Source organism: Pseudomonas sp. H3_A02 (genome assembly GCF_054671965.1).
This window is the reverse complement of record NZ_CP162807.1, coordinates 6,188,575-6,211,911: the sequence shown is the minus strand read 5'-3', so window position 1 is coordinate 6,211,911 and position 23,337 is coordinate 6,188,575. Positions and strand designations below refer to the sequence as shown.

Below are 23,337 nucleotides of genomic sequence, written 5' to 3'. Positions count from 1 at the left end.
CCGCTCGCCGGAAACATCGTCCATGATCGAACGAAGAGGTTTGAAGTGGGTCGCAGAAGTAGGAGAACCACTCTCGCGGCTGTCGACAGCTACTCAGCGGAAAGCGAAATCGGGTGGTTCTGATTCAGAGGCGGGAACCCGTCAGAACTTTTATCAGAGGAGGGCGCGACTATGAGCCGTATGGCCAGCTTCTTTCGCACCACCAGTGTCATCGTGTTGATGGGTCTGGGTGCCAACAGTGCCTGGGCCCAATCGCCTGCCGAATTCATCAACGATGCTTCAGCCAAAGGCATGGCCGATATCGAGGCCAGTCGCATGGCCCACGGAAAAGCCGAATCCAGGGAGGTCAAGGACTACACCATCATGGTGATCAACGACCGCACCACCGCTAATCAACATCTGGCGAAGATCGCCAAGAAGCTCGACTTGCCTGTCGCCCCCCGGGAGGAGGTGGCTGACAAGGCCAAGACCCTGATGCCGCAGGTCAAGGAAGGCGAGTCGTTCGAAGCCGCGTATGCCGCCAGCCAGGTCAAGGCCACCGAGGAGGCCATCGCGCAGATCCAGCAGCAGGCTCAGACCACCGAAGTGCCGGAGATCAAGGCTTTCGCCGACGAAACCCTGCCCAAGTTGCAGACCCATCTCGAAATGGCCAGGGCACTGCAGGCCAGCCGCTGATCCACATGTTGTTGCATCCTGGGCCGGGACGTTCGCGTCCCGGCTGATGTTTGCCCGCTAGATGGGGGCCTTCCAGCGCATCTGCCTCAGCACTGGTTCAGGTCCACTTTGCTGTCTTTTTCCAAACCTTCAAGGTTCTTGGCTTCGCCCTGGCCCATGGCCTGGTAATGCTTTCTCAGCGCTTCCAGTTGCTTGAGGTCCAGCGACTCGAGGCCGAGCATCGCATTCTGTGCTTCCTTGGTCGCCCGCAGCAATTCGTCCACTTTCAAATGCAAGATGTCCGTATCGCGGTTCTGCGTGTTCTGGATCAGGAACACCATGAGGAAGGTGATGATGGTGGTCGAAGTATTGATGATCAATTGCCAGGTGTCGTTGAAACCAAAGAAAGGTCCGCTGGCGGCCCACAGCGCCAACAACACGATGGCCCCCAGGAATGTCTTGGGGCTCCCCGCCCAGAGGGCCAGTTTTTGAGCGATTTTTGCGAACGTCATTGCCGTGTTTCCTTGTTGGATGCACCTGTCTGGTGTGACAGCAACGAGGCGGTGAAAATTCTACTTACATTTCAGCCGGTCCCCCACGTTCATCGTCCGGCGCGATGACAGTCGCAACCAGTGCTTCTGCCGCAGGTCCCCTGAACACCCTCTTCAATCCAATTTTATTTTGAGGCAGCTAACTACACCGGACAGGTTGTTCCCGAAAGACTCGAAGAACGGTATGAGTCCGTGCGGCATCGCCTGATAGATTTCCATCCCTTGATAAAAGCGCCGCAGATAACGAGGCTTCACCGGTAGCCCCATATGGAAAATCGCCTGGGCTATGAACTGCTTTGGGACATTGTTGTAGGTCGCCTTGCAGTTAATGTAATAGGCGCTCAATCCACAACGCTTGGCGAATTCACCAACGCTGTCCAAGATGTCCAACAGCCGTTCTTCAGATTGCAGCAGGCGACCGCCGCCTTCGACGCCGTCAAGCAATAGCCCGGGCACACCTTTGACATCTGCCACGGCAATCAGATTAATACGGCCAATGCGCCGCCCTTGATACCAGACATACAGGCGACATAAATTTGGTTCAACCAAATATCCTGGGGCATTGTTGACCGCGTAGTCACCGATACCGGTACAAGAATAAAACTCGTCGGAGCGACTGTAGTCCTGCCATGGATTTCTGTTCCAGGTACTAATGAACCCCCTCTGCCTTGATTGACGTTCCCTTAAACCCTCCCAATCCTTATCGTCGAGGAAGGTTCTGATACTTGTAATATTTTCAGGTTCTGGCGATCCAATGCTGTCTCTGGGGAAGGCCGCATCTATTATTGACCGCAAACGGGTTTCGGTGTACTCGGCATGTCGGTCGAACAATGATTTGTTCCGGTACACCAAGGTTTGCCGGGCGACTTTGTCGTAGGTCGCGTCTATCGCCTGTCCGATCAGCGTTCTGAAACGGGCGATACCCATTTCACCGCCCCAATAGTTGAACGGTAAAAACCAAGCGCCAGCATAAGCATCGGTGATATGCCTACGGGCATTGGCAAAGGCGTGTTGCTGTTCGAACCATTTATTGAAATTATCAATCGCCAACTGATACCGCATGTTTTCGATTGTTTTCGGGTCCATGAGATTTATATTGGAAAGAATCGCGGAGATCAGCCCGCCATCGAATACCCCAGGTGCATCGATATGCGAGATCAGACTCGCTGCATTCAATTGCTCGAGCGAAGCGGTTATGGTACGAACCGCCCCAACCTCCGGCAAACCATTGACCAACAGGTAATGGAAGTAGTCAACACTTCCGTCTGACAGCGCGTCAAGACGTTTGTGTACCGTCTGAATACTATGGTGTTCAAATACCACATCGGCATTTTCCAGCAACGCAACGGCACCAAAACTGCCGTAACGAGCGTGTACGGCGCAAACCAATGCCACCAGCGCATCCAGCTCCGTGGCAGGCAGGTGCCGATGATAGTGCTTGATATGGATGAGCAAAGGGGCGCAGCAAGGGCCTAGTACATCCTTGTGGCGTAGCACGCAGCCCATGGCGGCCTGATAATAAGCCACGCCTACCGCCTCAAGGATCGACTCCAGATCATCACACAAGGCGGAGTCGGATGTGCCGATCAGACAGGACACGCCGCGTGCAGATTGATCCTTGATGGCCAACAGGAACTCCACGAACGCCTGCATATCCAAGTGACGCTTGAGCAGCGGGATTTTTTCTATCAGATACGCCGCGACAAAGGCGCTGTTGCGTTCCAATTCAAGAATGCCGGGCAAGAACCACGCCCATTCCTCAGCGCTGAGTTCAAGTACATGGCCATGATGCTTAAGTACATTGTTGACCAGTACATCATCGCAGGCGGCAATTCGCGACAGTAATTCACCTACCGCCGTCGCAAGCTCGACGCCATGTAACTGCTCAAGGCAGTTGATTGCAACTTCATAAGCGTCGATGTAAGTAGCCAGTATTTCACGCATACGCATTTCCCCTCATACCAACCGGTGATGGTTGCAAAAGCTCTGATGATCAGCCTCTCGGCCTGCTTCGACTGGCGTGATAAATGGCGACTAGTCGTGTGTAGGGCTTGCGCTCAGTAAGGGACTGTTGGGTTTTGTGACCAGTGCCAGCCGTACCGTCAGCATCAGCAACGAAAGGAGATGACTGAGGATCAGCGCCACCCATAGACCGACTACGCCTTGATCCATGTTGAATGCCAAGTGATATCCACCGGCCACGCCGACCAACCAGGCGGTAGCGGTATTGATAAGGAAGGGCACCTTGGTATCTTCCAAACCCTTCAATGCGCCCAGCAGCATGATCTGGACGCACTCAAAGACGATGCTCAGTGTCGCCAGGCAAACAATCAGATTGAACTGGGTTAGAAGATCAGAGTTCGAGGAGGCTTTGACGTCGAAGAACATGGAAGCTACCAACGTGGAATCGAAAAATACGATAAGGGCAAAAGGCAACAAGACCAGCATGCCGACCATGGATGCCACCACCGTCAGTTTTCGCACTTTGTGCACGTTATCCAGCGCATGCTCTTGAGCGACACGAATGGCAATGGCTTCACGAACCCCTTCAACCAGCATGTATACTGGAAAGATATAGGAGAACACCAGTTGTGCCGCTGCCAACTCCAATGTGCCCACCTTCTCTGTAAAGAGCATAAGGAGGATGATCATCAGCGAAATGACAAAGCTAGTGGCAGAGAGTGGCAACCCCATCGCCAAGTATTTTTTTACCAGGGATAGTTTAGGTGCCGTCCAGCCTGTGAAGATGGCGTATGCCTTGGCGGATTTGCGGTTGCTCAGTGAGTAGAGCCCGACCTCCGCAGCCAGCATTCCCCAGCTTACCAAGGAGGTTGAAAGCCCCGCACCATATGCACCCAGCCGCGGAAAACCGAACTCACCTAGGATCAGTACGTAGGAAATCACCGCTTTAAATACGCTGGCAAACAGCGTGATGTAGAAAATGGACGAAAAGTCGGAAACCGCCGCCGAGTGGTCCCGCAGGACGCAGAACAACGCTAACGGCAAGATTGAGTAGACCGCGCCTTGTGCGTATTGATCAGCCTGGAAAGACACCGCTGGGTCGACATTGAAGGCAAGCAGCAAGCTGCCAAGATTCAACGTCACCAGAACGACTGGGAGGCCAAGTAGAAAGCACATGTAGAAACCATGTTGCACATGCACTTCCACGGCTCGTTTGTTCTGAATGGCGTCGTACTTGGCTGAAAAAACCGCAACCATGCCAATGACGCACACGCAAATGACATTAGCGGTGTCGAAAACAATACGAGCGCCTAAACCATAGCCAGCAATTTCATCTGCACGAAATCTGCCCATGAATACGGAGTCAACGAATGCCATCATGCTCTCAATCAGATAGACGATTGAAAGTGGTACCGCAATTTTGATGATGCGCCGACCCTCTGAAACCCACTGCATATCCTGCATCCTTCATTCAAGTCAGCACAGACAAGAAGATCGAATGTGCTTACAAACTGTTCAAGTTGTCCCTCGCTGAGCTGAACAAACCGAACTGCCGATAATTGGTGGAGGAGAGTGAGACTCGAACTCACGACTACCAACTTAAGTAGTTGGCGCCCAAGCCACCGGGCGTTCTCCCCCGTTACATGCCTTGCCTGTCGAACGCGAAGCAATCGCGATCGAATAAAAAATGGTGGAGGAGAGTGAGACTCGAACTCACGACTACCAACTTAAGTAGTTGGCGCCCAAGCCACCGGGCGTTCTCCCCCGTTACATGCCTTGCCTGTCGAACGCGAGGCAATCGCGATCGAATAAAAATGGTGGAGGAGAGTGAGACTCGAACTCACGACTACCAACTTAAGTAGTTGGCGCCCAAGCCACCGGGCGTTCTCCCCCGTTACATGCCTTGCCTCTCGAATGCGAAGCAACCGAGACCGAGTAAAAATGGTGGAGAGGAGTAAAATCCCAACTCACTCCACCAGTTTAAGTAGCTTAAGTCCGTTGAGGACGTAGTTGCGTTATTGCGTTGTTCCTGCCACTAGCCTTCCAGTACCGCAGAGTGGAATAAGTCAGCGCTGGCACGTTGCGCATGCATGGCCATATCCAGGTTCCGGTTGTAAAGATGTTCATCTGTTCCATGCTTGAGATAGTTCACTACCGAGCTGATTGCCACGCTTGCCATCTCATCCCACACGGCAGCGGTCGACGCTCCTACATAGGGGGTGCAGATGAAACGGTCATCAGGCAGCTCAAGCATGGCGATCGGCATGTTGATCGCCTCGCCATTCTTGATGAGTGGTGGCATATCCCAGTTCTTGTCGTCAAACGCGGCCCCTGCAATTTTCTGCTCGAGCAGGGCCTTGTAGAGTGCCCGGCCATCAACTAACGAGGCCTCTGATGTATTGATCAGGATGGCGGAGGATTTCATCAGGGCAATTTCCTGCTCTCCAATGAGGCCCAATGTGGAGTCGTTGTACGGACAGGCCAGAATCACCACGTCACTACTTTCCAATAATGAGGCCATCGACAGTCGTTGGGCCTGGATATCGCGTTCTATGTCGGGTTTCTGCGAGTTAGCGGTGTAGACGATCCTGGACTTGAACCCATCGTGCATTATTCGAGCAATGCGGGAGCCGACCCTGCCCATACCGATGATGCCGATCACCGCATCCTTGAGAAGCGGAGTATCCATTTCATGCAGACGACCTTTTTTTTGTTCGGTATGGAAGTAGATCAATTTCCTTCTTAGCGCGATAACCAGCCCCACGAGAAACTCGCCCATGGCGTCGTACATCACTTTCAAGCCTGGCGTATTGGTAACCGAGATACCGAGGCGATCTGCTGCATCAATATCGACCAAATGCTCGGCCCCGGTAGCCAGGCATGCCACGAGCTGCAATTGGGCAGCGTGCCGCAGGACCTCTTCGGTCAGTATTTCCTCACCAGCTTGAATATAAATATGTGCGTCGGTGATTGCGGAGATAAGCCGTGCCTGATCGGGAAACGATTCATGGATCAGATCCACATCGTAATGCGATGAATTAAATTTGCAGATTTGGTTTTGAGCCAGGCGATCAGCCCCGGAAATAACTACTTTAATTCGCTCTGACACGGCAATATCCTTGGGTAGTGTTGTGAAGGTGAATTTGAAATATAAGAATAAGGTGCAATCAAGTGACTGAAAACAAAGGTGTCAACATGAGAGGTGTCTTCTTTAATCTGGTGCGTGCTGTGCCAGAAATTAATTGGGGTCATTATCTTGTTCGAGAATTTTTCAGTGTCTTGAAAGTAAGTCGCCATATGAAATGATGGTTTGTTCCTTGTGTCAAATTTCCTTTGTAAATCTTTATGCTTGATAAGTTGTTCGCCGATGAATATTTGTTTAAATGTCGTTGGTGGTAAGGTCTGCGAATGAACGCGTCAATCTGTTCATATAATAGTTGGTTTGTTTTGGACAGGACGGAGTCCTTTGTTGCGTTGTTTTTCAACGCTGAACAAATTATTTCCATGAACGATTATTCGGCGACGGCTGAGCCAGTGGCGGGGAAGGGAGGGTGGCATCCTTTCGAGCCGCAAACCCGTCATGGGCGGGACGTGGCGCTTGAGCGGTGCCATACGCGACACATTGAACCACCCGTAGGTGATCAAGTTGAATTGGTCTGTCGAGGGGGCGGCAACAACGAGGTGGTGAAATAGCAAGTCACAAACATCCGCGCCATTCCTCGCTCGGCACGATGGTCATTCGCAACCATTGGATCTTTCGCAGGTCACTGCTGAAAGTCCTCAGTATTGGAGTACACCATGAGTACCACCCGCACCCTTTGCCTCGCCTGCTGCCTGTTCGCCCTGCAAGGCTGTTTCGACAACTCGGATAACGAGACCAAGGACAACACCGATGGCACCAAGTCTTCGGTGCAGATGCAGGAGTCTGGAAAGACGAACAAATAGTCGTCTAGCTGAACCCTGTGGGAGCTTGCTCGCGATGGCGTCGGCTCAGCACTATACGGGTGGCTGACACACCGCTATCGCGAGCAAGCTCGCTCCCACAGGTTCGTGTTTCGTCAGCGCTTGCTCACCGCCCCTGCTGCAACACCTTCAGCGCTGCCGACGCCAGGAAGCCGGAGCGGCTCTTCTCTTCAGGATGGTGCAACACATACTCATCGATACGGTTGAGCAGGTAGCCGGGCAACGTGATGTTGAGTTTCTGCGCCTTGCCCAGGTATTTGGTCACATCGATATCCACCAGTGCCCAGGTGCAACCGGCATATTGCGGATTGGCTACGTGCAAGGTGACGGTGTTGGCCGGCGGAATCGGCGAGCCGTCTTCAGCCAGAATCTCGAAGTGACCCTCGATAGCCTCACGCGCCATCGCCATGGCTTCGTCCAGGTCGTCGCCAGCGGAAAAACATCCTGGAATATCTGGCACTTCAACACCCCAGGCGTGGTTGTCATCGCCCATGGAAATCGCAATCGGGTAAAGCATATTCATCGTCCTCCGGGAACGTCGCGCAACGGGCCGGCTGAAGCAGCGCCTGTTGCAAAATACTGATGGCCGTTTTCTTGAGCAGGTCCTTCTTCGGATGAGGAACCGTGACCAATCCCGGTTTGGTAGGGTGCTTGAAGTGATGGTGACTGCCCCGAACCCGCACCAGATACCAACCGTCTGCAATGATCTGGCTTATCAAAAATCGGCTATTCACAACACCTCCGTGTGGCGTGCTTGGTGGGTACTATACCTACTGAAGAGAAATGATCAACACTATAACCACCACGGACGCCATGGGTGGGCTCGGGCAGGTATTGCAACGAAGTCTAGAAGCGGTGTCGCACAAGGGCGGCGGAGGGACGGGGTGGGTTTATTTCGGGATGTGATACAGGGTGCAAATGCGTGAGTGGCGAGGGAGCTTGCTCCCGCTGGGCTGAAGCAGCCCTGGATTTATAGCTCAATATCAGGAGCCGCTTACGAAATTGCGGTCGCTATGACTGCTGCACAAACGTCAGCCGTATCGCAAAACCAATCAAAAGACTCCCAAACAACCACTGCTGTACACGCTGGGCCGAAGGCGATCGCTGGAGCCAGCGTCCAAGTGCGACACCCGCCAATGCGTAGGTGCTGTCGAACAGCAGGCCGACGCCGACCAGCACCATGCCCAGGATCGCGAATTGCCCCAGCACCGGTCCAGCTTGTGGATCGATAAATTGCGGCAATAACACTGAGCAAAACAGCAAGGCCTTGGGATTGAGCAGATTTGTCAGCAACCCGCGCCGAATCGCCTGGCACCAATGTCGCTTTCCTGCCTCGACAGCGGCGCCTTCAAAACTCGGCAACAAGGTGGTCCGCAGGCATTGAAAACCGATCCATAACAAATAAGCAGCCCCGGCCAGACGCACTGCATCAAAGGTCCATGGCGCTGTCTTGAACAACGCTGAAAGTCCCAGCGCCGCCAACGCAACATGGCATCCCCGAGCAACTCCCAGGCCCATTGCCGTCGCCAGCGCCGCGCCCCTGCCCTGACGGGCACCGGTTTGCAGCAGCAGGATCATGTCCGGCCCGGGCAACAGATACGCCACCGTCAACGCCATCAAAAACAACCCGAGCTCTGCCATGCCACACCCCTTTCATCAACGATTCGCAAGTGCCAAGTCTATGGCTGACGGGCAGGGCAGGTGGTTGCGAAGATGGCTTCTAAAGCTTCAAGAATTGGCATAACCTGCCAAATATCTGCATCATTCAATCGGAAAATGCCAACTCATGAAACTGGATGCCTTCGACCGCAAAATCCTCGTCGCGCTGCAACGCGACGGCCGCCTGAGCAACGTGCAACTGGCCGAAGAAATCGGCCTGTCCCCCTCACCCTGCCTGCGCCGTGTGCGGTTGCTCGAAGAAGCGGGGGTTATTCGTGGTTACCAAGCCGTCCTGGACCGCGACGAGGTGGGCCTCGGGCTGACAATCTTCGTAGGCGTCAAGGTCGAACGGCACAACGACGAGCGAGCCGAAGCATTTCGCCAGGCAGTGACGGCGTTGCCCGAAGTGATCTCGGCGTTCCTGGTATCGGGCGAGTCGGATTTTCTATTGCAAGTCGTGGTGCCAGACCTGCGGGCTTATGACCGTTTTGTCACGGGGCAGTTGTTGAAATTGCCCGGGATCAGCGATATCCGGAGTAACTTTGCGATTAATACGGTGAAGACGCCGGGGGCGTTGCCGTTGGGGCATTTGCCGAGTGCTTGACTGGATACTGAGGGCGACGCAACGCAGGGAGAGCACCGCGGAACCCGTGGCGAGGGAGCTTGCTCCCGCTAGGCTGCGCAACAGCCCTCTTGTGAGCGCTTCGCACTCAAGCGGGAGCAAGCTCCCTCGCCACGAGATTCATTTCTCTCAGGACAATTGTCTATCTTTCCTGCAAAGGTCCCGTTGTTGAGGTTGTGCAACGTCTCGCTGGCCATAGTCGGCTTTCCAAACTTGCCGGCGTGCCCATAGGCGCCAGAGCGTGAGAGCAGGTTAACAGCGGAATGAAAAAGCCCGGCGGTCGGCCGGGCAGTTTTGGAATCCAGCAACGTGATCAGGCTGGCTTTGCACGCGCAGCCAACATCACTTCATTCTGTTTTTTGGTAGCTTCGATCAGCACTTCACTGTAGACGCGTTTTTTTCTTCCGATTTCGCATTACGAATGAAGTCTGCGAATGGGCTCGTGGACTCCTTTGTGGATCCGAGTTTCATGGTAAACAGGGAGTTGCTCCGTCATTTATCCCAAGCATGGCCATCAGTTCGTGTCCCGTATGCTTCTCGGGGATATGGTAGTCGATCTTGTCAACGCCAGCCTTGTAGAGGCGTCCAGAATTATCAATGTGCTTCACAAGCTGATCGACATGTAGATCCTCGGCGCGACCACCAGGGGAGCAAACCCCCACAAACTCCAGACCAAAAAAAACCGGCCACCAAGAGCCGGTTTTTTTATCCCTCGCCAAAAACACAAACGCGGGACCAGAATTCGATTGGAGCGGGTGAAGGGAATCGAACCCTCGTTATCAGCTTGGGAAGCTGGAGTAATGCCATTATACGACACCCGCTCGGAGCGGCTGACTTTGTACCAGATGTGGGCACGGATTTGAAGTTTTTCTTCACTTGGGGTGCGGTCAGTCGTCTACGCGAGCCTCAAACCAGAGCGGTCGTTGGCGGGCAAACCCCATTGCTGAAGGCGCAAGAAGGGGCTTGCTCGCCAAGACTCGGTTTCAGATAGCCAATGCATGGTAGCCCTGCACGTAGCTATAGCGCGGTCGGCTTTCGTGTTGTTCCGGTGTGAGGAAACTCATCAAGGCGTTGCGACTGTCGCGGCAAGCGGCTTTGTGTTCCATGTCCAGAAAGTGCCCGGTGGCTTGCAGCGTGCTGAAGCTGCTGTGCTGCACATGATCGGCAAAGAGCTTGGCGTCGTCGGCCGCGGTGTATTCGTCCCATTCGCCATTCAGGAACAGCACCGGCACGTTGATTTTTTTCGCTGCGTTGACATAGCACAAGCGATCGCTGTGGAGCACATCGCTGATGTGGAAGTGCATCTGCCCGTACTCATGCTCGGCCAGGCTGCTGACGTGGCGATAGTTGAAACGCTTGAACAACGGCGGCAGGTGCTTGCCGATGGTGCTGTTGACCAGATGCCCGACCCGGTCGCCGTCCAGGTTGCCCAGGTAATCCACACCGCGCTCCAGGTAGTCGCGCATCGGCGCATTGAGCACTGGCGAGAACGAGCTGATCACCGCTTTTTCGATACGTCTTGGCCGCTGGGCCAAGGCAGTCAGCGTGGCGGCGCCGCCCCAGGAAAACGACAGCACGTGTTCGGCGGCGAAGTGGTCGATCAGTTCCAGGAGAATCTGGCCCTCGATCTCTTTTGTCAGCATTTGCTCATGTCGGTTGTGAGCTTTTGACTTGCCCGCGTAGGGTTGGTCGTACAGCACGACATTGAATTGCGGGTAGAGGTTCTTGGCGGTCTGTGCAAACGACGCGGTGGTGGCCATTGAGCCGTTGACCAAAATGATGGTCTTTTGTGCGGCGTCTGCGCGATAGAACTCCGTGTAAACCCGATACTGACCCTGTATATCCAGCACAGCGATTTCTGGCCTCATGTCATAAGACTCCTGGCAAGCGGGTATGCGCGCAATGAGATTGCACGGGCAATGTGACAGGTAGGCATACGCCTGGAAGATAAGGCCCATGTCGATCCAAAACAGCGGTCGACGGGTGTTGTTATAGGCGGGCAGTTTGCCGGGCGGACAAGACGGAACCTGAGGGTTCCCGCCGACAAAAAGTTTCTTGGAAGTATGTGGTGACTCATCGGTCACATTTCGGCCGACGGTTTGATTCAAGCAGGGGGTCGACCGTTGCGCAAGTACCTGTCGGAAAATTGTTCGACACTTCTGCCCAGCGGTAGCGGGATCAGATGAGCTGGATTTCTTCAGGGCTCAAGGCGCGGTAGTGGCCCGGCTCGAGATGGTCGTCCAGCGTCAGTGGGCCCATGCGCTCGCGGTGCAGGCGCAGCACCTTGTTGTTGAAGTGGCCGAACATGCGCTTGACCTGGTGGTAGCGCCCTTCAACGATGCTCAAGCGCGCTGATTTTTCCCCCAGCAGCGTCAGCTCTGCCGGTTGGGTGGTGAGGTCTTCGAAGGCGAAATACAGGCCTTGGGCGAAGGTGTCGGCGTATTCGGCGGTGATGGTTTGCTCGGTTTCGACGTAATAGACCTTGGGCAGCTTGGTCTGCGGTTGAGTCAGGCGCCGCGACCAACTGCCGTCATTGGTGATCAGCATCAGCCCGGTGGTGTTGAAATCCAGGCGCCCGGCGATGTGCAGGTCGTCCTTGTCCGGTTCGTTCAACCAGTCGAGAACAGTGGGGTGTTGCGGATCGCGAGTGGCACTGACGCAGCCGGGCGGCTTGTGCAGCATGAAGTAGCGCGTCGGCCGGCCGGCTTGCAGCACTTGGTCGTCGACTTCGACGCGACTGAATTCACGTACCGGTGCATGGGGATCGCTGACGGTCTGGCCGTCGATTCGCACCCGGCGCTCCACCAGCAACAGGCGCACTTGTTGGCGATTGAATCGCGGCAGATTGCTGAGGAAACGGTCGACACGCATGGGCAGTTCAGGCAGGGCAGCGGAGGGTGGGCATCTTACGCGATCGGCTGGGGCTTGGCGCGCAACTGGGCTTCGACCTGGGCGCAACGTGGGCACAGGCAGGACTGATCACGCAGTTCGGCCGGCAATGCTTCAAGCACGGCCGGGTCAATGCTCACGCCGTAACACCAGCAGGCCCGGTCGGCGGTTCGTGGGTCGGCCAGGGTGCAGTCGTTGGTGCCGCCGCAGGCCGGGCAAAGGTCGGGTTTATTCATAACTGGAGTGAGGCTTGTCCACGCAGGTTCGATTGCACCCGGTCTGCCGGGCGCGTTGCAACGCATGATCGGTCCGCGACAGCAGGCTGTGCAAGGTGTCTTCGTCCTGCAAGGTGGTGAGGCCGAGGCTGACGGTGACCAACAATTGTTTGCCACTGCAGAAATAGCGCTGCTTTTCGATGTGCTGACGAATTTTCTCGGCGATTTTCAGACCGGTCTGGCCGTCGGTGTCCTTGAGCAGGACGACAAAGGCGTCGGCGCTCCAACGACAGACGATGTCCGAATGCCGCAGGCTTTGGGTCAGGTCGCGGGCGAACCCGGTCAGCAGTTGATCGGTGGCGATATGGCCGTGGGTGGTGTCCAGTCGCTTGAAGTCGTCCAGCTCCACCAGCAACGCCGTCAAGGGTTTGGGCTCGCGCTGGGCTTCGTGCAGGGCTTGCACGGCCAGCAGGTCGAAGCCACGGCGGTTCGGCAATTCGGTCAGGCTGTCGAGGGTGGCCTGGGCGTCGATGCGTTGCTGGTAGTGGTTGATCAGTCGATAAAGGATGGCCAGGACCGCCAGCGTCACGAGCACGCCGATCAGCAGGTTCACGTACAGCGTCTTGAGAATGTGATCGCGTATCGAGGTATGGGCGGCGTAATAGCCCAGCAACGTAATGATCAGGAAACCTGTACCGAGCAGCGCCACCACCGCCAGGAGCGGCTTGCGCTGGGAATACAACGGCGAACGGAGCGACATGGCGATTCCCTTGGCGCAGACCCAATGAAATCAGTTTAGTGGCCCTGTGGGAAAAGGTGCTCGGATTTGCAGGTTTGCAAAATTGTGGCGAGGGGATTTATCCCCGCTGGGTCGCGAAGCGGCCCCAATGCACTCTGTCTGATATACCGCGCTGACAGGTTTTGGGGCTGCTGCGCAGCCCAGTGGGGATAAATCCCCTCGCCACAGAGTCCTGTTTACTCAAGGGTAATTAGATAAGCCCGCCATCCCCCCAAATGACTGATGTCCCGTGCGCCTTCCAGGCCATACGATTCACAGATGAATCCGCTTTCCCAGCGTCCATCGGCCAGTTGCACCTTACCCAGCCCCAACGGTGCGGGAATGCCGGTCAGGAACGAGCCCAGTTCGCTGCTCGGCAGCTCCCAGACCTCGACCTCGATCGCCACGCCGCCTTCACGAACCCGAACCATGCCGGGACGCAACGGTGGGCCGCCAGCCAAGGCATAGAGGTGGTAGTCCGCTGAGCTTTGGGTGGCCTCGATCAGCCGGGCGCCGCGTTGCTTGAGCTGCCAGTTCAGCGCCAACCCGTCCAGGTGTGCGCCACACACCACCAGCCGCGCCCGGTCGTGGCGAGCCGGGTGGGCGGGAATGGGCAAGGCCTTGTCCTGTTGACGCTGCAAGGCATCGGCCACGCTCAAGAGGTATTGATCGGTGAAGGCTCGACCGAACAGCGTCACGCCCCAGGGCAAGCCGTTGGCCATGAACGCACTGGGAACGGCGACGGCGGCGTAGTCCAGCAGGTTCATGAAATTGGTGTAGTAACCCAGCTCCGAGTTGCGCAGTACGGGTTCGGCGGTCAGTTCGGCAAGAGTCACCGGGCGGCCGATGGTCGGAGTGAGTACACAATCAAGTGTGTCCATGGCTCGGTCGCATTGGGCTTTGAGCGCTTGCAAACGGTACCGGGCGCGGAAGGTTTGCACGCCATCTACCGTAGGCGCTTTCGCCAGGACGGCGCGGATGACGGGCAGTACGGCCTCCGGCTCGCGTTCCATCAAGGGGCCGGCAACGCTGTAGCGTTCGGCCACCCACGGACCTTCATAAAGCAGCCGTGCGGCTTCCAGGAACGGCGACAAGTCCAGTTCCACGGCTTCGCCGCCCAGGCGTTCGAGCCGTTCGACGGCGTCCTGAAACAGTTGCGGACCTTCCTGGCAGCCGAAAAATTCCAAGTCCTGCTGGCGTGGCACGCCGAAACGAAAGCGCCGGGGCGCGCCGAACGCGGCGCCGTCGTTCCACTGCGGGTTGTAGCGGCTGTAGTCGTCACCAGGGTCTGGACGGGCCGTCAGCGCCAAGAGCTGGCTGGCTTCCTTGGCCGTCGCCGTGAAGGTCGTGACGCAGTCCAGCGTGCGACAGGCCGGGACCACGCCCGCTGTTGAGATCAACCCCAAAGTGGCCTTCAACCCCACCAGGTTGTTCAACGCCGCGGGCACCCGGCCGGAGCCGGCGGTATCGGTGCCCAAGGCAAAACTCGCTACGCCCAAGGCCACGGCCAGCGACGAACCGGCGCTCGAACCGCCTGCCGGATAGTCGGGCAACACGCTGTTGCGGCAGGCGCCGTAAGGCGAGCGGGTGCCGTTGAGCCCGGTGGCGAATTGGTCGAGGTTGGTCTTGCCCAGGGGAATCGCGCCCAGTGCCAGCAACTGCTCGACAATGGTCGCCGAGCAGGACGGCACGTAGGCAAACGCCGGGCAGGCGGCGGTGGTCGGAATGCCGGCCAGGTCGATGTTGTCCTTGATGGCAAACGGTACGCCGTACAGGGGCAAGCTCTCCAGGTCGCGGCCTTCCAACGCGGCCAGGTAGGGCTCCAGTTCCTCGGCCGTCAGCAGGTGGATGAACAGGTGATAGTCCGTGTTCAGCGCCGCGGCCTTTTCCCGCAGGCCCAACAGTAATTGGCGTGGCGTCAGTTCGCCGCTGCGGTAGGTTGTGCGCAGGTCGTCCAAGCGAAGAGAGAAGTTCATGGTGTTAATCCTTTGATTGAGTTCAGGCACGGTCCAGCACCACGACGCGTTGTCCGGCGCGCACCGCCGAACCGGGCTGGACGCGCACCTCGCGCACTACGCCGGCCGAGGGCGCAAGCAGCGGGATTTCCATTTTCATCGACTCCAGGATGACCAGCACATCACCGGCGGCCACCCGCGCACCAACGTCTACCTGCACTTGCCAGAGGTTGCCGGCGATGTGGCTGTCGACGCTCAGTTGACCCTCGGTCAGCAGCGAATCTTCGCTTGGTGCGACGGCCGGTTCTTCACTGTCGAAGTGCGCTTGGCCACTGGCGATCCAGCGCTCGCGCTCGGCGTTGAAGGCGCCTTGTTGCTGTTGTCGGAACGCGGCGATGCTGTCGGCTTCCTGCACCAAAAAACGCTGGTAGTCGGCGAGGTTGAGCTGGCTGTGCTCAATCTTCAGGTCGAAGCGGCCCAGCGGGAACTCACGGCGGATGTGCAGCAGTTCATCGGCACTGACCGGGTAGAAGCGGATCTGGTCGAAGAACCGCAGCAACCAGGGCTTGCCGTTGAATGCCGCGACCTCCCGATAACGATTCCACATCTGCAACGTACGCCCGACGAACTGATAGCCGCCAGGCCCTTCCATGCCGTACACGCACATGTAGGCGCCGCCGATGCCCACCGAGTTTTCCGCGGTCCAGGTCCGGGCCGGGTTGTATTTGGTGGTCACCAGTCTATGCCGTGGGTCGAGCGGCGTGGCGACCGGCGCGCCGAGGTAGACGTCCCCCAAGCCCATCACCAGATAGCTGGCGTCAAACACCGTGCGTTGCACCTCGTCGAGGTTGGGCAGGTCGTTGATGCGTCGAATGAACTCCAGGTTGCTCGGGCACCAGGGTGCGTCCTTGCGCACGGTGGTCATGTATTTCTCGATGGCCAGCTGGCAGGCCGGATCATCCCAGGACAGCGGCAGGTGGACGATGCGCGACGGCACTTGCAGGTCCTGCGCGGCGCATACGGCGTCCCACTCACCGACGACGATGCTCAGTAGATCGGCCAGGGGCATTTGTTCGGGTTGATAGTGCACTTGCAGCGAGCGAATGCCCGGCGTCAGGTCGATCACGCCGGGCAGTTGTTTGTGTTCCAAAGCCTGCATCAACGCGTGGGCGCGAAAGCGCAGCACCAGGTCCAGTTCGGCGGCGCCGATTTCCAGCAACAGGTGGGTGTCGCCGGCTAATCTCGCCACCAGGCGGGTGTCGTCCTGCCCAATATCCAACACCACAGGCGACCCCATACCCTGTGGGAGCGAGCTTGCTCGCGATAGCGGCGGCACATCCAACCTTGATGAAACTGACAGACCGCTATCGCGAGCAAGCTCGCTCCCACAAGGGGCCCAATTCAAGGCCAGTGAGCGGGCGGTCGATATATCCACCGGCACGAATCGCACCTTGTCCCCGGCCTTGAGCTGCCCTAACTGCCAGAGGTCCGCCTCGATCACCGTCACCGGGCAGACGAACCCCCCCAGGCTCGGGCCGTCGGGGCCGAGGATGACGGGCATGTCGCCGGTGAAGTCCACGGCGCCGATGGCGTAGGGATTGTCATGGATGTTGGAGGGGTGCAGCCCAGCCTCGCCACCGTCGGCGCGAACCCATTCAGGTTTCGGCCCGATCAGGCGCACGCCCGTGCGGCTGGAGTTGAAATGCACTTCCCATGCAGTGTCGAAGAAGGTCTGGATGTAGCGCTCGGTGAAATATTCCGGCGCGCCGTGCGGGCCGTAGATTACGCGGATCTGCCGTTCCGACGGCAACTCCAGGATCGGCGCGTTCTGTTGTGGCAGCGCGGCGTGCTCATCCAGTTCAGTCAGGTGCAGTACATCGCCGGTACACAACGCCCGTCCGCCATGGCCGCCGAACTGACCGAGGGTGAACGTGCTTTTACTGCCCAGGTAATCCGGCACTTGCACGCCGCCTTGCAGGCACAGGTAACTGCGCGCCCCGGCCCCAGCGATGGTGCCGATCGTCAGGGTGGAGCCGGCAGCAATCGACAACGGGGTGTTCATCGGTACGGCTTCACCGTCGAGCGTGAGGGCAATCACCGCGCCGGTCACCGCCACCCGCGCATCGCAGTTGAAGCGCAGCCGCGGCCCGTTCATGGTGATTTCCAACGCCGCGGCACCTTCTTCATTGCCCAGCAGGCGATTGCCCAGGCGCAACGAATGGCTGTCCATCGGTCCCGACGGCGGCACCCCCACGGCCCAATAACCGAGGCGGCCGGGATAGTCCTGGACGCTGGTCTGTGTGCCGGGGCTGAGCACTTCCACGGTGTTGGCGCGGTAGACCAAGGCCTCCAGGCAGCGGGTCCAGGGTTGACCGCTGGCAAACGGCGCGTCGAGGAGAATCTGTTGCAGGTAGTGGCGGTTGGTTTCGACGCCGTACAACAAGCTTTCGTCCAGCGCTTGATGCAAGCCCAGCCGCGCTTGCTCACGGGTCGGCGCCCAGCGAATGACCTTGGCGATCATCGGGTCGAAGTAGGGCGGGATCTGGCAACCGGCCTCGACCCAGGTGTCGATGCGCAGTGCTTTGCCGTCGGCCTGCGGAAATTTCACCGCGGTCAGCAGCCCCGGGCTTGGCTGGAAATCCCGGCCTGGATCCTCGGCATACAGGCGTGCCTGGATCGCGTGGCCTTCGGCTTTCAATCCCTGGCCCAGCTCGCTCAGTGGCGGCAGATCACCGGCCGCCAGTTGCACCATCCAGCGCACCAGGTCCACGCCCCACACCTGCTCGGTGACACCGTGCTCCACTTGCAGGCGGGTGTTCACTTCCAGGAAGTAGAAGCGCCCCGCGTCGCTGTCGAACACAAACTCCACGGTGCCGGCGCTGCGGTAGTTCACCGCCTGGGCCAGTTGGATCGCCGCTGCGCAGAGTTCGTCAGCCATGCCTTCGGGCAGGTTCGGCGCCGGGGTTTCCTCGAGGACTTTCTGGTTGCGCCGTTGCACCGAGCAGTCGCGTACGCCCAAGGCGATCACTTGGCCCTGGCCGTCGCCGAATACCTGCACCTCCAGATGCCGCGCGCGTTCGATGTACTTCTCGATGAATACCCCGGCGTCGCTGAAGTTGTTCTGGCCCAGGCGCTTGACCGCTTCGAAGGATTCGCTCAGGTCGGTGGCGCTGCGACACACGCGCATGCCGATGCCGCCGCCGCCCGCGGTACTTTTGAGCATCACCGGATAGCCGAGCTGGGTGCCCGCCAATAGCGCGGCGTCGAGGCTGTCGAGCAGTTCGGTGCCTTCGAGCAGCGGCACGCCGTGTCGACGAGCCAAGTCGCGGGCGGTGTGCTTGAGGCCGAACACACGCAGTTGCTCCGGCGTTGGGCCGATGAAAGCAATATCAGCGGCCTCGCAGGCTTCGGCGAAGGCTGCGTTTTCCGAGAGGAAACCGTAGCCGGGATGGATCGCGGTCGCGCCGCTGCTTTTGGCGATTGCCAGGAGTTTATCCACCGCCAGGTAAGTACCGGCCGCCGCACCATCGCCCAGGCAATAAGCTTCATCGGCCTGCTGGATATGCAAGCTGGCGGCGTCGGCCTGGGAGTACACCGCGACGCCTTTGACCTCCAGCTCGCGCAAGGTCCGCAGGATGCGGCAAGCGATGGCGCCACGGTTGGCGATGAGGATTTTTTCGAACATGGCATTGCCCCCTCAGGCATGCGTGCTGCCTGAACTGGGATGCGGGCCGTCCCGCAGTTTTCGATGGCCAGCGGGGTCGTCCCCGACAGCAAACTTCCAAACACCTTATGTCCCCTGTGGGAGCGAGCTTGCTCGCGATAGCGGCGGCACATCCAACCTTGACGTAACTGACAGATCGCTATCGCGAGCAAGCTCGCTCCCACAGTGGATCAGGGTGTTATTTGAGGCATTGCCCCGACCGGCTCTGGCACAACACAAACAGCCAGCGGCGCAGGCGGCTGAGTTTCAGTTCCATATCAAAAGCTCCGCTGGTGTGGGGTTGTAGGCGTTGCAGGGGTTGTTCAGTTGCGGACAGTTGGAGATCAACACGATCACATCCATCTCGGCCCGCAGGTCGACGTATTTGCCCGGTGCCGAGATCCCATCTTCGAAGGTCAGGCCGCCGTCTGCGGTCACCGGCACGTTCATGAAGAAGTTGATGTTCGGCCCGATGTCGCCCTTGCCCAGCCGACCGTCGTGGGCACAGGCCCGCAGGTAGTTATCGCGGCAGCTGTGCATGTAGCGTTTTTCCAAGGCGTAGCGCACGGTGTTGCTTTCCTGGGCGCAGGCCCCGCCGAGGGTGTCGTGGCGCCCACAGGTGTCTTCGACGATGGTCAGCATTGGCTGGCCGAGGTTGGAGTACAGGACGCTGCCGGTGCTCAGGTAAACGCTGTTCTGCCGGCGCAAGGTGCGCTGCACGTCGTAGCGTTCCTTGGGGTTGGCCAGGCTGTAGAACAGCGTATCGACCGCCTGGTTGCCTTCCAGGTCGAGGATGCGCAGGGTCTGGCCCTTCTTGACTTCCGTCAGCCAGGGCTCCCCGGCGGGAATGGTGGCGCGGTAGATAGCGCTTTCAGGCTGCTTTGGTACGGTGGCGATGGCGAGTGACATGGCAGCGATCCTCAGGCGAACAGGCGGTCGGTGTTGATGAAGCCGCGCTGGTTTTCCGGGCGCGACTGGCGGCAGTGCTCGGCGACGCTGGCGTCGGCGTTCATCCAACTGAGCTTGAGCGGTTGCGGGGCGTAGTGCGGGTTCGGGTCCATCGGGTGTTGCAGTGCGGTCAGCACCACCAGGGTGTCCATCGGTGCATAGAGCTCGATGTAGTCGCCGGCCTGGGAGTTGCCTTCAACGAAATGAAAGCCTCCGGCCTCATCGACATCGACCCGGCTGAACAGGTTGAGGGTCATCAGCAGGTCGGACAGGCCCAGCCCCCATTTGCCCAGTTCCACCAGCAGGTTGTCGGTGCCGTTGCGAAAGAAGCCGTTGCGCAGTTCCTGATAGCGGCCCTGACCGTATTTTTCAGCGACCTCTTCGGCGCAGAGCACGCCGCCGAGGCTGTCGCTCCAGCCGCAAGTGTCGGCGGTGATGGCCGCCAGTACTCGACCCATGTCCGAGTACAGGCAATGGCCGGCGGTGAGCTTGGCGGTGTGTTGGCATTTGAGGCTGTCGGGCAGGTTCAGGCGTTCGGTTTTCTCGTTGGCATTGAGCAGCGTCAGGCTCACGTTGGCCCCGCCGCGCAGGTCGGTCAGGCGCAGCAGTTGGCCGCGCTTGAGCACGAAGGAACGGTGGCCGCCACCGGGCAGCAGCTCTTCGGCGAAGGGGGGGAACATAGAGATCGAATCGGTCATGGCAAAACTCCTTTCAAGCGATACGCAACGTGCCGGCCAGTTCGGCGGGCAGGGCGTCGACGGCGGCACGGATGCGGCGGTCGCTGTTCAATGGAATGTCGTAGGTAATGCGTGCGCCATAGGCACCGGGGGCGTGGGGATCGACACGGACTTTGTCGAACACCAGCAGGCGCGTGCCGAGGCTGAAACCTTCGGACAGGTCATGGGTGACCATGAACACCGTCAGCCGGGTTTCGCGCCACAGCTCAAGCAACAAGGCGTGCATGTCTTTGCGAATGCCCGGGTCGAGGGCGCCAAAGGGCTCGTCCAGCAGCAGGACACGGGGCTTCATGATCAGTGCCTGAGCGATGGCCAGTCGCTGTTGCATGCCCCCGGACAGTTGCGCCGGGTATTTGTCCAGCGCATGGCCCAGGCCGACCTTATCCAGCAGTTGCGCGGCTTCTTCGCGGGTCTGGCGCTTGGCATTGCCGAACAGCCGTCCCAGCAGCGGCGAGCGCGGCAACTCAAGGCCCAAGGCGACGTTGTCCAGAACCGTCAGGTGCGGGAACACCGAGTAGCGCTGGAACACCACGCCCCGGCTGGCATCCGGCTCGCCGGCCAAGGGTTCACCGTCCAGCAGAATCTGTCCGCGACTGGCGCGTTCCTGGCCCAGCAGCAATCGCAGGAAGGTCGACTTGCCGCAACCCGACGCCCCCACCAGTGTGCAGAACTCACCCTCGGCGACCCTCAGGTTCAAACGCTCCAGTACCACCTGATCGGCATACTGTTGCCAGACATTGTTCACGGTGATGAAGCTCATGCCTTCGCCCCCTCGTACCAGGGGAACGCTCGGCGGGTCAGGCGCTTGAGGCCCCAGTCCATCAGCCAGGCGAGCAGGGTGATCCACATCACGTAGGGCAAGATCACGTCCATCGCCAGGTAACGGCGCACCAGGAAAATCCGATAGCCCAACCCGTCGGTGGAGGCGATGGCTTCGGCCGCGATCAGAAACAACCAGGCCGAACCCAGCATCAGCCGCAGGGAAATCAACAGGCGCGGCAGCAGTTGCGGCAGCACCACCCGCAGTATCAGGGTCCAGGTCGAAGCGCCGAGGGTCTGGGCCTTGATCAGCAGTTCGGACGGAATTTCCCGGGCGCGCTGTTCCAGGTCGCGAGCCAGGCAGGGGGTGATGCCAATCACGATCAGCATCACTTTTGACAGTTCCCCCAGGCCGAAGACGATGAACAGGATCGGCAGGATGGCCAGCGGCGGCACCATCGACACCACGGTGAGCAGTGGCGATAACGGCGCGCCAAACAGCGGCAACGTACCGGCGGCAATGCCCAGGCACAGTCCCGCCAGGGCGCTGATGCCCAGACCGATGGCCAACCGGCGCAGGCTCGACGCGGTGTCTTGCCAGAGCAGGTAATCGCCGCTGCGGGCGTCAGCGGTGAAGGCCAGGCGCTTGACCGCATCGGCCATTTGCACGGCGCTGGGCAGCAATTTGTCGTTGGGGTTATCCGTCAACCGTTCAGCCGAGCCCATGAAGTAGGCGAACAACACCAGCGCGAATGGCAGGATCACCAGCAACAAGCGGCTGGGACGATCCGGGTAGCGGTTGATCAGGCGCATGCCAGGTCCTCCGGTTTACAGCTTGGCGTCGGCGGCCAGCTGTACGTAGGTCGGGTCAAAGCGCAGCTTGAGGTTGGCCTTGTCGCCGCGGGTCACGCCATTGGCGAACGCCATGCCGACCGCGTTCGTGTCCTTGGCGCCTTCGCCCAGCAAGCCGTGCTGGAACGAGAACTCGGCCACCTTGCCCATGGTCGTGGGCAGTTGCTCGCTGGTGGCGAAGCCCAGGGCTTCCTTGGGCGTGGCGAACAGCTTGGTGGTGTCCAGTTGCGCCTGGAAACCTTTGAGGTCGGTGCCCGAGGCTTTGGCCATGTGTTCCAACGCAGCCTGGCTGGCAGCGTTTTTTGCGTTCATCAGCGCCACCACTTCAAACCAGGCACCGGTCAACGCTTTGCCCAGGGCCGGGTTGTCCTGCAGGGTCTGGGTGTTGACCACCATCATGTCCATGATCTCGCCGGGAACCTGACTGGAATTGAACACTTCGCTCATGCCAGGCTGGGCCTTGATGTCCGAGAGCATTGGGTTCCAGGTGGTGACGGCCTTGACCTGGTCGGTGTTGAAGGCGGCGGAGATATCGGCATCGGAGGTGTTGACGACTTTCAGGTCTTTCTCGGTGAGGCCAACCGAATCCAAGGCGCGGGCCAGCAGGTAATGGGACACCGACAATTCCACCAGATTGACGTCCATGCCCTTGAGGTCAGCGACTTTCTTGCCCTCGCCCTTGAGGACGATGCCGTCGTTGCCGTTGGAGAAATCGCTGACGATCAGCGCGGTGCTGTCTACGCCACCGGCGGCGGGAATGGTGAGGGCATCCATGTTGGTCATGGTGCAGCCGTCGAACTGTCCGGCGGTGTATTGGTTGATGGATTCGACGTAGTCGTTGAGCTGCACGACATCGATCTTGATGCCGTACTTTTTTGCCCATTTGTCGACGATGCCTTGGCTACCGGCGTATTCCCAGGGCATCCAGCCGGCGTAAATGGTCCAGCAGACGCTGAAGTGGTCTTTTTGTGCGGCGGCGGATGAGAAGCTCGCGAGGGCCGAGAGTGCGGCGAGGAGCAGGGCAGACAGACGAAGCTTGAACATGGTGGTTCTCCAGTTGATCAAGGGCGGACAGGAGCAACGCGGCACC

19 protein-coding genes, 4 tRNA genes and 2 pseudogenes are annotated in these 23,337 nt (G+C 58.7%); 3 read left to right on the top strand and 22 right to left on the bottom strand.

The window, feature by feature from the left end; genetic code table 11:
• Nucleotides 1-171 precede the first annotated feature (171 nt).
• The gene (locus tag AB4N80_RS27280) at nucleotides 172-675 is read left to right on the top strand and encodes a DUF4142 domain-containing protein (RefSeq protein ID WP_163006772.1); all 504 of its coding nucleotides are present in this window, start codon (nucleotides 172-174) and stop codon (nucleotides 673-675) included.
• 86 nt (nucleotides 676-761) lie between these two features.
• On the opposite strand, the gene AB4N80_RS27275 is transcribed toward AB4N80_RS27280, so the two are convergent.
• The 7 genes from AB4N80_RS27275 to AB4N80_RS27245 form a co-directional block, all read right to left on the bottom strand.
• On the bottom strand, nucleotides 762-1,166 hold the full coding sequence (locus AB4N80_RS27275; protein WP_122566764.1) for a low affinity iron permease family protein: 405 nt from the start codon (nucleotides 1,164-1,166) through the stop codon (nucleotides 762-764).
• A gap of 153 nt (nucleotides 1,167-1,319) precedes the next feature.
• Nucleotides 1,320-3,149: a hypothetical protein gene (locus tag AB4N80_RS27270; RefSeq protein ID WP_460079820.1), complete on the bottom strand. Its 1,830-nt coding sequence runs from the start codon at nucleotides 3,147-3,149 to the stop codon at nucleotides 1,320-1,322.
• Between the two features lie 90 nt (nucleotides 3,150-3,239).
• Nucleotides 3,240-4,622, bottom strand: coding sequence for an MATE family efflux transporter (locus AB4N80_RS27265; protein ID WP_460079817.1), 1,383 nt, complete (start codon nucleotides 4,620-4,622; stop codon nucleotides 3,240-3,242).
• Nucleotides 4,623-4,727: 105 nt separating this feature from the next.
• A tRNA-Lys gene (locus tag AB4N80_RS27260) sits at nucleotides 4,728-4,805 on the bottom strand.
• A 50-nt stretch (nucleotides 4,806-4,855) separates the two neighbouring features.
• Nucleotides 4,856-4,933 (bottom strand) — tRNA-Lys (locus tag AB4N80_RS27255).
• A gap of 49 nt (nucleotides 4,934-4,982) precedes the next feature.
• Nucleotides 4,983-5,060, bottom strand: a tRNA-Lys gene (locus AB4N80_RS27250).
• 142 nt (nucleotides 5,061-5,202) lie between these two features.
• Nucleotides 5,203-6,276 (bottom strand): D-isomer specific 2-hydroxyacid dehydrogenase family protein, encoded by a 1,074-nt coding sequence (locus tag AB4N80_RS27245; RefSeq protein ID WP_122566762.1) that lies wholly within the window; start codon nucleotides 6,274-6,276, stop codon nucleotides 5,203-5,205.
• A gap of 689 nt (nucleotides 6,277-6,965) precedes the next feature.
• Between AB4N80_RS27245 and AB4N80_RS27240 the strand changes: the two genes are divergently transcribed.
• Nucleotides 6,966-7,112 (top strand): hypothetical protein, encoded by a 147-nt coding sequence (locus AB4N80_RS27240; protein WP_163006726.1) that lies wholly within the window; start codon nucleotides 6,966-6,968, stop codon nucleotides 7,110-7,112.
• Between the two features lie 124 nt (nucleotides 7,113-7,236).
• Here the strand turns inward: AB4N80_RS27240 and AB4N80_RS27235 are convergent, their stop codons facing one another.
• The 3 genes and pseudogenes from AB4N80_RS27235 to AB4N80_RS27225 all read right to left on the bottom strand — a co-directional run bounded on the left by AB4N80_RS27235 (nucleotide 7,237) and on the right by AB4N80_RS27225 (nucleotide 8,771).
• Nucleotides 7,237-7,647 (bottom strand): type II toxin-antitoxin system HicB family antitoxin, encoded by a 411-nt coding sequence (locus AB4N80_RS27235; protein WP_305470102.1) that lies wholly within the window; start codon nucleotides 7,645-7,647, stop codon nucleotides 7,237-7,239.
• A gap of 40 nt (nucleotides 7,648-7,687) precedes the next feature.
• Nucleotides 7,688-7,864 (bottom strand): annotated as a pseudogene (locus AB4N80_RS27230) (type II toxin-antitoxin system HicA family toxin); the annotation flags it as partial.
• Nucleotides 7,865-8,141: 277 nt separating this feature from the next.
• Nucleotides 8,142-8,771, bottom strand: coding sequence for a LysE family translocator (locus AB4N80_RS27225; RefSeq protein ID WP_460079811.1), 630 nt, complete (start codon nucleotides 8,769-8,771; stop codon nucleotides 8,142-8,144).
• Between the two features lie 145 nt (nucleotides 8,772-8,916).
• Between AB4N80_RS27225 and AB4N80_RS27220 the strand changes: the two genes are divergently transcribed.
• Nucleotides 8,917-9,393, top strand: coding sequence for an Lrp/AsnC family transcriptional regulator (locus AB4N80_RS27220; protein WP_122566049.1), 477 nt, complete (start codon nucleotides 8,917-8,919; stop codon nucleotides 9,391-9,393).
• 765 nt (nucleotides 9,394-10,158) lie between these two features.
• Here the strand turns inward: AB4N80_RS27220 and AB4N80_RS27215 are convergent.
• The 12 genes and pseudogenes from AB4N80_RS27215 to AB4N80_RS27160 all read right to left on the bottom strand — a co-directional run bounded on the left by AB4N80_RS27215 (nucleotide 10,159) and on the right by AB4N80_RS27160 (nucleotide 23,291).
• Nucleotides 10,159-10,232, bottom strand: a tRNA-Gly gene (locus AB4N80_RS27215).
• A 162-nt stretch (nucleotides 10,233-10,394) separates the two neighbouring features.
• The gene (locus tag AB4N80_RS27210; protein ID WP_305470105.1) at nucleotides 10,395-11,279 is read right to left on the bottom strand and encodes an alpha/beta fold hydrolase; all 885 of its coding nucleotides are present in this window, start codon (nucleotides 11,277-11,279) and stop codon (nucleotides 10,395-10,397) included.
• Between the two features lie 310 nt (nucleotides 11,280-11,589).
• Complete coding sequence (locus tag AB4N80_RS27205) at nucleotides 11,590-12,282, bottom strand: pseudouridine synthase (protein WP_354336249.1); 693 nt, start codon at nucleotides 12,280-12,282, stop codon at nucleotides 11,590-11,592.
• A 35-nt stretch (nucleotides 12,283-12,317) separates the two neighbouring features.
• Complete coding sequence (locus AB4N80_RS27200; RefSeq protein WP_122566052.1) at nucleotides 12,318-12,536, bottom strand: cysteine-rich CWC family protein; 219 nt, start codon at nucleotides 12,534-12,536, stop codon at nucleotides 12,318-12,320.
• A pseudogene (locus tag AB4N80_RS27195) lies at nucleotides 12,529-13,146 on the bottom strand (GGDEF domain-containing protein); the annotation flags it as partial. The pseudogene AB4N80_RS27195 and the gene AB4N80_RS27200, both read right to left, overlap by 8 nt.
• A gap of 344 nt (nucleotides 13,147-13,490) precedes the next feature.
• Nucleotides 13,491-15,269, bottom strand: a complete 1,779-nt coding sequence (atzF, locus tag AB4N80_RS27190) for an allophanate hydrolase (RefSeq protein ID WP_122566054.1) — start codon at nucleotides 15,267-15,269, stop codon at nucleotides 13,491-13,493.
• A 22-nt stretch (nucleotides 15,270-15,291) separates the two neighbouring features.
• On the bottom strand, nucleotides 15,292-18,933 hold the full coding sequence (uca, locus tag AB4N80_RS27185; RefSeq protein WP_460079803.1) for an urea carboxylase: 3,642 nt from the start codon (nucleotides 18,931-18,933) through the stop codon (nucleotides 15,292-15,294).
• 285 nt (nucleotides 18,934-19,218) lie between these two features.
• Nucleotides 19,219-19,860 carry an urea amidolyase associated protein UAAP2 gene (locus tag AB4N80_RS27180; RefSeq protein ID WP_122566056.1) on the bottom strand — a complete coding sequence of 214 codons (642 nt, stop codon included), beginning with the start codon at nucleotides 19,858-19,860 and terminating at the stop codon, nucleotides 19,219-19,221.
• Nucleotides 19,861-19,871: 11 nt separating this feature from the next.
• Entirely contained in the window at nucleotides 19,872-20,597 is a 726-nt protein-coding gene (locus AB4N80_RS27175) for an urea amidolyase associated protein UAAP1 (RefSeq protein WP_305470112.1), read from the bottom strand.
• Between the two features lie 13 nt (nucleotides 20,598-20,610).
• The gene (locus AB4N80_RS27170) at nucleotides 20,611-21,396 is read right to left on the bottom strand and encodes an ABC transporter ATP-binding protein (RefSeq protein ID WP_122566058.1); all 786 of its coding nucleotides are present in this window, start codon (nucleotides 21,394-21,396) and stop codon (nucleotides 20,611-20,613) included.
• Nucleotides 21,393-22,208, bottom strand: a complete 816-nt coding sequence (locus AB4N80_RS27165; RefSeq protein ID WP_122566059.1) for an ABC transporter permease — start codon at nucleotides 22,206-22,208, stop codon at nucleotides 21,393-21,395. Before AB4N80_RS27165 ends, AB4N80_RS27170 begins: the two co-directional genes overlap by 4 nt.
• 15 nt (nucleotides 22,209-22,223) lie before the next feature.
• Entirely contained in the window at nucleotides 22,224-23,291 is a 1,068-nt protein-coding gene (locus AB4N80_RS27160) for a putative urea ABC transporter substrate-binding protein (protein ID WP_305470115.1), read from the bottom strand.
• Nucleotides 23,292-23,337 lie beyond the last annotated feature (46 nt).